This window comes from Selenomonas bovis DSM 23594 (assembly GCF_000381005.1).
Classification (GTDB): domain Bacteria; phylum Bacillota; class Negativicutes; order Selenomonadales; family Selenomonadaceae; genus Selenomonas_C; species Selenomonas_C bovis.
This window is the reverse complement of sequence record NZ_KB908419.1, coordinates 1-12,359: the sequence shown is the minus strand read 5'-3', so window position 1 is coordinate 12,359 and position 12,359 is coordinate 1. Positions and strand designations below refer to the sequence as shown.

Annotated in this window: 9 protein-coding genes and 2 rRNA genes; 7 read left to right on the top strand and 4 right to left on the bottom strand. The window is 53.6% G+C overall.

The genetic code is table 11. The features are described from left to right. Window positions 1-252: 252 nt before the first annotated feature. Entirely contained in the window at window positions 253-1,659 is a 1,407-nt protein-coding gene (locus F599_RS0112170) for an APC family permease (protein WP_156022032.1), read from the bottom strand. 733 nt (window positions 1,660-2,392) lie between these two features. On the opposite strand from F599_RS0112170, the gene F599_RS14410 reads away from it, so the two are divergent. The 7 genes from F599_RS14410 (at window position 2,393) to F599_RS0112135 (ending at window position 10,980) form a co-directional block, all read left to right on the top strand. Continuing rightward, the gene (locus tag F599_RS14410) at window positions 2,393-3,199 is read left to right on the top strand and encodes a response regulator transcription factor (RefSeq protein WP_019543787.1); all 807 of its coding nucleotides are present in this window, start codon (window positions 2,393-2,395) and stop codon (window positions 3,197-3,199) included. 129 nt (window positions 3,200-3,328) lie between these two features. Continuing rightward, on the top strand, window positions 3,329-4,051 hold the full coding sequence (locus tag F599_RS0112160; protein WP_019543786.1) for an urea amidolyase associated protein UAAP1: 723 nt from the start codon (window positions 3,329-3,331) through the stop codon (window positions 4,049-4,051). A gap of 27 nt (window positions 4,052-4,078) precedes the next feature. Then, window positions 4,079-4,732, top strand: a complete 654-nt coding sequence (locus F599_RS0112155; RefSeq protein ID WP_019543785.1) for an urea amidolyase associated protein UAAP2 — start codon at window positions 4,079-4,081, stop codon at window positions 4,730-4,732. A 15-nt stretch (window positions 4,733-4,747) separates the two neighbouring features. After that, window positions 4,748-8,329, top strand: a complete 3,582-nt coding sequence (gene uca / locus F599_RS0112150; protein ID WP_019543784.1) for an urea carboxylase — start codon at window positions 4,748-4,750, stop codon at window positions 8,327-8,329. Window positions 8,330-8,360: 31 nt separating this feature from the next. Continuing rightward, window positions 8,361-9,779: an allophanate hydrolase gene (locus F599_RS0112145; RefSeq protein WP_019543783.1), complete on the top strand. Its 1,419-nt coding sequence runs from the start codon at window positions 8,361-8,363 to the stop codon at window positions 9,777-9,779. A gap of 210 nt (window positions 9,780-9,989) precedes the next feature. After that, entirely contained in the window at window positions 9,990-10,358 is a 369-nt protein-coding gene (locus F599_RS0112140; protein WP_019543782.1) for a P-II family nitrogen regulator, read from the top strand. Between the two features lie 253 nt (window positions 10,359-10,611). Then, window positions 10,612-10,980, top strand: coding sequence for a P-II family nitrogen regulator (locus F599_RS0112135; RefSeq protein WP_019543781.1), 369 nt, complete (start codon window positions 10,612-10,614; stop codon window positions 10,978-10,980). 270 nt (window positions 10,981-11,250) lie between these two features. On the opposite strand, the gene F599_RS0112130 is transcribed toward F599_RS0112135, so the two are convergent. The 3 genes from F599_RS0112130 to F599_RS0112120 form a co-directional block, all read right to left on the bottom strand. Next, window positions 11,251-11,787 carry a methyl-accepting chemotaxis protein gene (locus tag F599_RS0112130; RefSeq protein WP_026327978.1) on the bottom strand — a complete coding sequence of 179 codons (537 nt, stop codon included), beginning with the start codon at window positions 11,785-11,787 and terminating at the stop codon, window positions 11,251-11,253. A 281-nt stretch (window positions 11,788-12,068) separates the two neighbouring features. Further along, a 5S ribosomal RNA gene (gene rrf, locus F599_RS0112125) occupies window positions 12,069-12,185 on the bottom strand. A gap of 77 nt (window positions 12,186-12,262) precedes the next feature. Further along, a 23S ribosomal RNA gene (locus tag F599_RS0112120) occupies window positions 12,263-12,359 on the bottom strand; the annotation flags it as partial.

The following is a 12,359-nucleotide window of genomic DNA, read 5'->3' as shown; positions in this document are numbered from 1 at the left end:
CCAGTGTCAGATGACCGTGATTGAGGTCAAAGAAAACGGGGCTATCCGCACGAAAATGCTTTCGTGAGACAGCCCCTCAAACAAACGGTATATGTAGTTCGCAGACAACCGGCTCTATCTGCCGCATCTTGCAGATAGAGCGGAGCGCCACCGCAGCGAGCCGCTCAAAATCGATAAGCTCTATCCATCAGCCAGGCGTGCAACGTTTGTGGCTGCCAGCCCGACTGACAAAACAGCTGCGTGTCCTCGGTGTCAATTCTTCGGGTGAATCTCTTCCGGGTGGCGCGTCAGGTAATAGGCTGGATTTTCCATCGCCATGACCTGAGGAAGCGGGATGTGGCGGAAGATTGGCAGATGCAGATGATAGCGAACCCAATAAAGTGCCCAGATGCCGATGCCAAGGAAGAGGGCGAATGTGAGCTTGAAGATCAGCATCCGCTCATCGGGATCGGTCGAAATGTAGTAGATCATATACATCGTCGCAACGATGCCGATTGCCTGGAAAAGCGGGAAGAGCGGCATCTTGAAGCTGCGCGGTGCCTGTGCCATTTTCCTGCGGAGAATGATGACATTCACGTGGCAGATGATATAGGTGACCATCCAGAAGAGGGATGAGCAGAGTATGAGGAACGTGATTGCTTCACCACTGCTGATATCGGTCGTCTCGATCAGGATTGTCGCGATGCCGAGCAGCCAGATGATGAGGTACGGCGCGCCATACTTGTTCTTTTTCTGGAAGATTGCAGGCAGAAGGCGGATCTTTGCCATGCCGCAGCATATCTCCGCAACAGAACAGATAATCGAATTCTGCGTGCTGACGGCGGCAAAGAGAGCCGCAAAGATCATCCACCAGCGGCCGGGCTCACCGAGAAGCGCTGTCGCATAGAGAAGGTGCGGAGAGTCGTCTGCACCGACGGCAGCCCAAGGGGTATAGTGCGAGAAGCCGAGGACCATGACGCATTGGATGATGCCCATGATCGCGAGGGAAAGGATCATCGCGCGGGGGACATTGCGCTTCGGGTTTTTCATATCCTTTCCCAGCGGTACGATGAACTCAGAGCCGATGAAAAGCCAGAATGCGGTTGTCATCAGCGGGAAGATATCGCCTGGAGAAAAAGAGAGAACCGGCGCCTGCTCTACCTCGATGCCGGTACCGAGTCCGAGAGCGCCGATCAATCCGAGCAGGAAGAGGGATATCACCATGAAGGATGCGATGGCGGTCTGCACGAGAGCCGACATCGTCATACCGCGCAGATTGACGAAGATCAGCACCATCGTCAGCGCGACGCTGTAAACCGAGGTCGGGATATCGCCACCGATGAAGTTTGCCATGACGTTTGCAAACATCGCGCCCTCGGCGGGTGCCGCAAAGACGTTGCTGATGATGTAGCCGCCGACCATAACGACGATCGTCACGAACGGACCAAGCCCAACGAGCGTGTACTGGGCGAGACCGCCGGTGAGGTTCGGCATCAAGGCATTGAGCTCTGCGATGGAGCCTGCGGCCATCATATTCACCATGCACACGAGAATGAGAGCAATGATGAATGTGATACCGACCGTACTCGCTCCTGAGGCGAGCGGGATGAAACAACTCGTCGCGATAATCATCCCGATACCGGTTGACACCGCACCAAATAAGCTGATTTTGTTCTGCATGCGCGTTTCCTCCTCCATTGACGGGCTCTGACAGGAGCAAATCCCCTGCTTCGTTACAAAGAGATTATTCCACATCCTCTCCTGTTTCACAATGGGGAAAAAGATGCGATATACTGCCACCAAAGCATACTTTTCTCGTACTAAAGTACACCTTGTTCTCATGCGAAAGAAGATACGCAGAAAGATTGCACAGAGTGTTGCCAAAAGTAGACTTTCGTAGTAGATTGTGCTATGATGTCCCCATATAGTAGAAATACCATTCTTCCACAATGAAACAGCGCAGGATCTGGCGTGAAAGCGTCCGGCAATGGTGCCGCATAAGGGATGGCTGCAGTGATATGCTGCAGCTGTCCCCTGTGCGGCGTTTTTATTTCGATTTTCATGGAACGACTGATGAATGCAAAGAGGCTGTCGCGCCGCGTCCAGCACGACAATAAAGGAAGCGCTGATGAAATGAAGTGCCCTGGATTTGCGCGGATGCGCTGTACTCTTCGGAGACCAACCGGAGGCGCAGCGGCAAAACGCTCCATCGCGTTTTGTGCTGAGGATTGTCGAGGGCGAGAGGACAGCGTAGACGCGTGAAGACAAGGTACTGAATGAATCAATTTTCCCTAAAGGAGAACGTTCGATGATCGGGCCGCCATATATCGTAATGGGTGTATATCCGATATAGGGCTGTGAAGCAGTGGTTCCTCATGTGTATCGGAGCAACAATTTATCAGGAGGGTTTGCAATGCTGAAAGAATCTGAGTGGCTGACGATAAACAATGTCTTGCTAGAGCTTTATGCCCAGGAAAACCTCGAGCAGCTGACAAACAAGCTGATGCGCATCATCCGCATATTAATCCCGTATACAAAAGGATTTCTCCTGTTGCTTGATGCAGAGGAACATGTCGACCGGGAAAACAGCGTCTTCTTCGGAATGTCGGACGAGGAAATCCGCCGATACCTGCATACTTTTTACGAAAAGGACTACATGCGCTATGTCGGTGATATGGCACAGGAGACAACAGTCTACCGGGATACAGACATCATCGACAACAACATCCGACAGAAGACTGAGTTTTACCAGAGCTTCTTGAAGCAGGCGGATATCCCCTATGGCTGCGGACTGATGATCCAGCATGGCGGAAAGAAAATCGCAGCCTTCAGCCTTTTCCGGAAAACACAGCTCGGCAACTTTACGCAGCAGAATATCGAGGTCCTCTCTGTCCTGCGGAAACATATTGAAAATATGCTGAGCCGCGCGATGGCCCCCGCAAGAGCGCAGGATTTCGAGATACAGGTCGCTTCTTTCGCAGAGGCCTATCATCTGACGAAACGCGAGAGAGAGGTACTCACTCTGATGACGAAAGGCCTCTCGAACCAGGAGATCTGTCAGACACTCGTCGTCAGTCTCTCGACGATCAAGAAACATATCTACAATCTTTTCAGCAAGACTAAGGTCAACAGCCGTACGCAGCTCTTGCATCTTTTGATGCAGGGCAGGTGTACGAAAGTAGAAGACGGTGCTACTTTCGCGGCAAAGGAAGCAATCTAAATCCCCTTTTCGGACCATAGGAAGGGTCTCCCAAACGGATTATAGTCTAGGTATGCAATGGGAAGGAAGAAAGCCCGACGGCTTTTGCTCCTACTCCAGCCTGATCATCCGAAAGGGAGGCCTTTTATTATGCAGAAGATTTTTTCCAAAACCTTTCATCCTGGTGAAAAATGGTCCGGTCCGATTGGCCGCAACCGCTACCTTCATTTCAAGGCACTTGGCCCAAACGCGAATGTCTCGCTCCTTTTATATAACCTGCATGATCTGACAGAGCGCTACAACATGCCGGATACGCTGAAAGCACAGTTTACCGCGCATCTCACGACAGGAAATGTCCTGATGAGCGATAACGGGCGCGTGCTCGCAAGCATCACGCAGGACAGTCTCGGTTGGCACGACTCGATTTCCGGCTGGACGACACGCATGATGACAGATGAGAAATACGGCAAGACGAGCTATCAGGAAAACCGCAATGACTACTATCGCGCCGGCGATGAGAACTTCAAGGTTGAGCTCATACGCAATGGTCTTTCGACACGCGACCTCGTTCCATGCGTCAACCTCTTTTCCAAAGTCTTTGTCAAGGAAGATGGCAGCATGCACTACGATACCGAATGGTGCCCGAAGGATGCGACGGTAACGCTCCGCACGGAGATGGATGTCCTCTTGATCGCGTCGAATACGCCGAATCCGCTCGACCCGACAGAAACGTATCCATCGGTCCCCATCGAGCTCGATGTGTTCGAGGCGCCGCCAGCAGATCTGATGGATCCCTGCGTACAGCATCGTCAGGAAAACTATCGTGCCTTTGAAAACACCTGGGACTACATCCATCTGATGGGATTGAAATAACATGCGGAAAGATAAAGGAGGAGCAACATGTACGGACTCATTGAAAAAGAAAGCGATTTGAAAGCAGAAGATGCCATCTATGATGAGTGCATCGGCGCGGGTCTTGGCTGGATTCATGAGCTGAAAAAGGGACAATCGTTCCGCATCGTCGACCTCGAGGGCAATCAGGCCGTCGATACTACGTTCTACGATGCACACAATATCGAAGACCACTACGGAGCCATCCCGACCATCACGGCGCAGAAAAATATCTACTTGACAACGGGCAGCATCCTCCGTGCAGAGTCGGGAAAGCCGCTGCTCGAGATTACAGCGGATATGACAGGCCGTCACGATACCCTGGGCGGTGCGTGCTCGTCGCAGAGCAACACCGTACGCTACTCACGTGATAAGCGCTACATGCAGAGCTGCCGCGATGATTTCATGCTGCAGCTTGCAGAAAATGAGCGCTTCGGCATCAAGAAACGCGACCTCGCCCCGAATATCAATTTTTTCATGAATGTCCCTGTCACCGAGGCTGGCGGACTGAAGTTTGATGATGGTGTATCGTCGCCGGGCAAATACGTCGAGATGAAAGCGCTGGCGGATGTCGTCATACTGATCAGCAACTGCCCGCAGCTCAACAATCCATGCAATGCGTACAACCCGACACCAGTACGACTGCTGATCTGGGATGAATAAGAAGGGGGCGTCCGAATGTTTACCAAGGTTCTGATTGCAAACCGCGGCGCTATTGCAACGCGCATCGAACGCACACTTCGGAAGATGGGAGTGAAGTCTGTCGCCATCTACGCGACGGCTGATCGTGACAGCCTGCATGTCAGCGAAGCCGATGAAGCCGTTTCACTCGGTGACGGTACGGTCAAAGAGACGTATCTCGATGCGGAAAAAATCCTGAAGATTGCAAAGGAGACACATGCTGAAGCCATTCATCCTGGCTATGGTTTTCTCAGCGAGAATACTGACTTCGCAAAGGCCTGCGAAGATGCTGGCATCCGTTTCATCGGACCGACCGCCGAGGAGATTCAGCGCTTTGGTCTGAAACATTCGGCGCGCGCCCTGGCAGAGTCCGCGAATGTCCCACTCCTGCCGGGCACAGGCCTTTTGAACGATCTTGATGAGGCCGTGAAGGAAGCGAAGCGAATCGGCTATCCGGTCATGCTGAAAAGCACGGCGGGCGGCGGCGGTATCGGGATCCGTATTTGTGAAAGCGAGGAAGACCTGCGGCGCGACTACGATGCGGTAAAGCATCTTGCCGCCGTGAACTTCAAGGACAGCGGTGTCTTTCTTGAAAAATACATCCGCCGTGCCCGCCATGTCGAAGTCCAGATTTTCGGCAACGCAGAGGGCGAGGCCGTCGCCATCGGTGAGCGTGACTGCTCCGTGCAGCGCCGCAGCCAGAAGGTTGTGGAGGAATCGCCTGCGCCGAATCTCAGTGACGACGTACGCCAGAAGATGTATCAAGCAGCCGTAGACCTTGCGCATGCAGCATCTTATCGGAATGCCGGAACGGTAGAGTTTCTCTACGATGAAGCGAGCGAAAGTTTTTATTTTCTTGAGGTCAATACGCGTCTGCAAGTCGAACACGGCATCACCGAGGAAGTCATGGGCATCGACCTCGTCGAGTGGATGGTCCGCGAGGCAGCTGGCGAGCTCCGGGACTTAGCGAGCAAAGTGGGCAAACCGAATGGTCATGCCATCGAGATCCGTGTCTATGCCGAGGACTGCAGTAATGATTTCCGCCCGAGCAGCGGACGTCTTGACGACTGCCACTTCGACCCGAAGGCGCGTGTCGAGACCTGGGTGAAGCCGCATATCACGGTTTCACCGCTCTACGATCCAATGCTTGCGAAGATCATCGTCCACGAGCCTTCGCGCGAGGCAGCCGTAACAGAGATGCAGCGCGTCATAAAAGCGACGAAACTTTACGGCGTTACGACGAACCTTGAATATCTTTCCTCACTCTTTCAGGAGAAATCATATCGGGAAGGGAAACTCTTCACAAAGATGCTCGATGCCTTCCACCCAGAGGAACATGCTCTCGAGGTACTCGACGGCGGTATCCAGAGCACGGTGCAGGATGCCAGAGGAATGCTCGGCTTCTGGACGGTTGGCGTGCCGCCCTGCGGCGCGATGGATGCCTACAGCTTCCGCATCGGTAACCGGCTTCTCGGCAATGACGAGAATGCGGCCGGTATCGAGATGACACTGCGCGGCGGCAGCTATCGCTTCCGTACGACGACGACATTCTGCCTGACGGGTGCTGAAATGCATGCCACGCTCGACGGAGAGAACGTACCGCTTTATCAGGCAATGAACGCATCGCCCGGCAGCGTGCTGAAGCTCGGCACGGCAAAGCAGGGTATGCGCACGTATCTCCTCGTCGCAGGCGGCCTCGACATTCCGAAAGTCATGGACAGTACGTCGACATTCATCGATGGAAAGTTCGGCGGGCACAATGGCCGCGCGCTCCGCACCGGCGATGTCCTGGAACTTACCGACAAATGTCTGACGTGTTCGATTGACTCCTTCCCCGAGGAGTATGCACCAAAGATCACGAACCATTGGACGCTTGGTGTACTGCCTGGACCGCAGCCGACTGAGGAATATCTCTCCTCTTCTTATCTGACCACCCTCACAAGTGCGGAATACACCGTAAATTTCGACAGTGCCCGCACCGGCGTCCGTCTGAACGGCCCCGTGCCGGAGTGGACACGAGAGGATGGCGGCGAGGCAGGCCTCCATCCGTCAAACATCCACGATAATGCCTACGCCATCGGCACACTTGATCTCACCGGCGATCAGTCGATCCTGCTCGGCCCGGACGGACCGAGTCTTGGCGGCTTTGTCTGCCCGGTAACACTCGCCAAAGCTGAGCTTTGGAAGATCGGCCAGCTTCATCCAGGTGACAAGGTCCATTTCCAGCTGCTAAATGAAACACAGGCAGCAGAGCTCCGCGAAGCGCAAGAAAAAAATATCGCCTTTGAATATACGGCCGTCACGCTGCCAGCGCCGGTAAAGGTCGCTGCGATAGATGCGATCCTCGCACAAGGCACTGCCGATGGTTTCCCGTATGATATCCGTCGCGATGGCGAGGAAAACATCCTCGTCGAGATCGGCAAGATGGAGCTCGATATCGCCCTCCGCTTCCGCGTCCATATCCTGATGGAGGCGCTGGAGACAAAAGACCTCCCCATCATCGACATGACGCCAGGCATCCGTTCGCTGCAAGTGCATTTTGACTGCAGCAGAATCACGGCACGCAAGATGGCAGAAAACGTCGAAAAGCTCCTCTTAAGTCTCGGCGATCTTGACGATATCGAAGTCCCGTCACGCATTGTCTATCTCCCACTTTCCTGGGATGATCCGCAGACGCAGCTTGCCGCAAAGCGCTATCAAGAGACCACGCGGCCCGATGCGCCGTGGTGTCCCAGCAACCCTGAATTCATCCGCCGCATCAATGGCCTCAAAAGTATCGACGACGTCCGAGACATCGTCTTCAAGGCTGACTATCTCGTGCTCGGTCTCGGCGATGTCTATCTCGGCGCACCGGTCGCGACACCAGTCGATCCGCGCCAGCGCCTCGTCACGACGAAGTACAATCCGGCGCGTCCATGGACACCGGAAAATGCCGTCGGCATCGGCGGTGCCTACCTCTGCGTCTATGGCATGGAGGGTCCTGGCGGCTATCAGTTCGTCGGCCGCACGATCCAGATGTGGAACCCGCTGCAGACGACGAAATATTTCTCCAAAGATAAGCCATGGCTCCTCAATTTTTTCGATCAGATCCGCTTCTTCCCATGCTCCGCGGATGAGATCCTAAAGTATCGCGAGGACTTCTTGCGCGGCAAATACGATATCCGTGTCGAAGAGACGACGTTCAGCCTCGGCAAATACAAGGAATATCTCGCATCGATCGAGGAAAGCGCGAAAGCCTTCAAGGCACACCAGGAAGCCGCATTTGAAGCAGAGCGTCAGAGATGGCATGAGCTAGGCCTCGACACCTTCGTCTCCGACGTCCCAGAGCCAGTGCAGACAGACGTCGAGCTCAAGGACAGCGAAGACGGCATCCCCGCCAATGTCCCAGGCAGTGTCTGGAAGGTAGAGGTAAAGGCCGGCCAAAAAATCACAAAAGGCGACACGCTCTTCGTACTCGAAAGCATGAAGATGGAGATCCCGATTACAGCCTCAGGAGATGGCGTGATATCTCGCGTCTTCGTTGATCCCGGCAGTCCTGTCAACGCAGGTGATTTCCTCGCTGCTTACGAAGCAGGATGAGATGAACGCTGCGCACTGAAGGAGGTATCCGATGAAGAACCATGTACCAGAACTACTAACGATCCCTGCGCTGAAAGCAGGATATGAACGCAAGGCCTTTACGCCAGAAGAGGTCCTTTCCGCCATCCTTTCCCGCGTAAAGGCGCATAAAGACAATCCAATCTGGATCGCACCACCAGAGGAAAAATGGCTTACGACCTATCTTCGGAAGCTCCCACCAATGAACTTTTCGAAATATCCGCTGTGGGGCATCCCATTTGCGATCAAGGATAATATCGACATCGAAGGGCTCCCGACGACCGCCGCCTGCCCAGCATATTCCTATATGCCAGAAAAAAGCGCCTTCGTTGTCGAGCGTCTGATAACAGCCGGCGCGATTCCGCTTGGGAAGACCAACCTCGATCAGTTCGCAACCGGCCTCGTCGGAATGCGCAGTCCGTATGGCGAGGTGAAAAACGCCTGGCAGCCGGAATGCATCAGCGGCGGATCGAGCTCCGGTAGTGCTGTCAGCGTCGCACTCGGACAGGCAGCGTTCTCCCTGGGTACCGATACTGCAGGCTCGGGGCGCGTGCCGGCAATGCTGAATACCCTCATCGGCTACAAGCCGCCAATCGGTGCATGGTCAAGTGCCGGCGTCGTACCAGCCTGCCAGAGTCTCGATTGCGTGACTGTCTTTGCCCACTCGCTTGAGGAAGTAGAACTCGTCGACCAGGTAGCGCGTGCCGTCGATCCGGACTGTACTTGGTCAAGAGCCCTGCCGCTCAAGGCGGAGCGCCTGCCGGGAAAAATCCTGCTCCCGAAGGATACGCCGACATTCTACGGACCTTGGGCGGAGAACTACCAGAGGAAGTGGATGCATGTACTTCATCTTTTCGCGCAGTCCGGAAGCAAGATCGAGTACATCGATACCAGCTTCTTCTCGAAAGCCGCAAGTCTTCTTTACGATGGTGCCTATGTCGCAGAACGCTGGGCCGACCTTGGCGAATTCGTCACAGCTTGCGAAGATGACATCTTCCCCGTCACGAAGGAGATTCTCAAGAGCGGCGGGCGCAAAGAGCTGACCGCCGCAAGACTGTTCAAGGACTTCCATCAGCTGAGCATCTACCGCAAGCAGGCAAAGCAGCAGCTTGAAAACGCCGTCCTCGTACTCCCGACCGCTGGTGGTTCGTTTACGCGAGACGAGGTGCGGGAAAATCCCATCGAAACGAACAGCCAGATGGGCCTCTATACGAATCACTGCAATCTCCTCGACCTCGCAGCAATCGCGATTCCGGAAAACCACGAAGACCACGATCACCCATTCGGCATCACCTTTTTCAGCCTTCATGACCAGGAGCAATTGATCCGCGCACTGGCAAGGGAATTTCTGAAAGCAGCCGATACCGAGAGAGGAGAAGGAACATCCTGTATACCTACCGGGAACAGGCTGTCTACAGGAGAAAAGAAATAGACTTTGTGGCGCCATGATGATAAAATAGAAAAGTACATCAAGGGAAGGATCCATTCCTTATCATGACAATCAAAACCCAGGCCATCAAGGCTGTTTTGCGACAATGGTGCCGCATACGATACCGGATACATGCACACTCGTGCACGTCCGCTACCGTATGCGGCTTTTTGTTTGAAAACCGCCTGTTTTAGTACAAAGGAGTTATGCATCATGTCATCTGAACTAGTACGTATTGAAATCATTGCCGCACAAAACAAGAGCACCGCTGTCATCAACTGCCTGGAAAAACTCGGCGTAGGCGGCATCACAAAATTCCAGGCACTCGGCTCCGGGATCCAGAAGGGGACGTTTGAATATGAACCGGAAGAAAACAAGGAGATACGCCTCCTCCCCAAAGTGCTTCTGCTGGTGATCTGCGAAAAAGAACAGGTCAAAGCAATCGTTGATGCCGTGAAAGTCGAGCTCTACACCGGCCACATCGGGGACGGCAAAATCCTGATTTCCGGCATCGACAATGTGATCCGCATCCGCACGGGAGAAGAGGGCAAAGCGGCCATCGAGCGGTCAGCTCTTTCTTGAGGAAGCACTGAAGAATTCGACACTCCGTCTTCACGCGTCTGCACTATCCTCTCATCGTCGATTAATAATTTTCAGCACAAGACTTGTGGGAGCAGTTTGCCACTGCAGTTTCCGATTGTCTCCTGGAGAGATACTGCACATCCACGAAAATTCAGAGCACCTCATGACATCAGGCTCCCTAAAACAACGAAACTGGCAAGATAGCCCTCAAAAGCCTAGCGCTCATCTGAACGAAATAAAAGGAGAATCTATTATGGTTAGTGAAGCAATCTTAACATCTGTCCGTATCATCACCAGTGAAAATCGTTTCGAAGCATTGAAAGTCGCCCTCGAGGAAATCGGTATCACCGGTATGACGGTGCGCCGCGTCCTCGGCTATGGTCATGAAAAAGGACATGCGCACGCGTTCCACAATCCAGAAATTTCCTCGAATCTCCTGCCAAAGCTCGAGGTCGAAATCGTCGTTTCAAAAATTCCACCAGAGAAAGTTGTGGAGACCGCGACAAAGGTGCTTCAAACAGGAAAATTTGGCGATGGCAAGATCTTCATCAACAAAATCGATGACGTCGTTAAGATCCGCACCGGGGAACGAGGCTATGACGCGCTGCAGGATGAAACATAATCATCTATGAGCAATCGTCCCGAGAATGGGGCGCTCCATGAATTTGCATCACCTCCGTAAATACAAGGCTACATGCACAAACATCCACTTTGTGGACATTGTGCATCGCCCTTACAGTAAATCCAACCAATCGCGCTGCGCCTGCGGCTTGCGTGCTTGGGGATTTACCTAAAAAAACTGCCGCATGCAATCTGCATGCGGCAGTTTTTTAGGGCATCACACAAGGAAGCACCTGACGTATCGCCAGCAGGGATACGCAAATATTCCGAATCAGTGCAGACGCTCGACGTACTGCTTGAGATCCTCCGCGGCCTTCGTCACGCGCGAAAGATTCGCCGTGATCTCCTCCGTCGAAGCCGCCTGCTCCTCGCTGATCGCGCCAGTCGTCTCGATGGACTTGGAGATGCCCTCGACCGCCTTGTTCATCTCATTGAGCGTCGACTGGATCTTCTCCGTCGCCTCACGGGACTGTTCAGCGAGCTTGCGGACCTCCTCGGCGACAACAGCAAAGCCGCGGCCCTGCTCGCCCGCACGCGCAGCCTCGATGGCAGCGTTGAGGCCGAGCAGATTCGTCTGACCCGCGATATTCGTGATGAAATCGATGACCTTGATCGTATCGGCATTCTTCTCCTGCAGGAAACGCGCCTGCTCTACAGACTCCTGGCCAGCCTTCGCAAGAGCACTCGCACTCTTTGCGACCTGCTCGACCGCCTCGTAGACCGTCTGCGTCGAAGAAGCGACCTCTTCAATGGACGAAGTCAGCTTCGTAATGATTTCCTCTTTCTCCTTAGAATCCTGTCCAGCCATAAGTTCTTCTGCCATGAAAACTCCTCCTCTATATAATGACCTTCATCTCTGCAATCATCTCTATTTCATACTATTCAACACGCACCGCGAAAAACCTTCTATCGGTAAAAGAAAATTTGCAGGAAGTGCCAGATCCGCCTGCTCCTCCGAGCAGAGATGCAAGAAGCGGCAGCCAAGGTTCTCTAGAGCAAACAAAACGCACAGACGTTCACCGCGTGACGTTCGTACGAACGCCCTGAAAGCAAAACAAAAGAGCCCGTCCGTAGACGAGCTCCGCAGCGAACCGGCAACTTCCTATCCTCCCAGCCCGTCACCAGGCAAGTACTTTCGGCCTCTGGATGCTTAACTACTGTGTTCGGTATGGGAACAGGTGGATCCATCCAGGCATCATCACCGGATATCTTATTGAGAGACATGTTCTCTCAAAACTATACAGAAGAAACTCCCTGACATCTTAGTATTAGCTCTCTGCTTAAAAGATAAGCCCTCGACCTATTAGTAGCAGTCCGCTTCATGCCTCGCGGCACTTCCACTCCTGCCCTATCTACCTCGTATTCTTCAAGGGGTCTTAC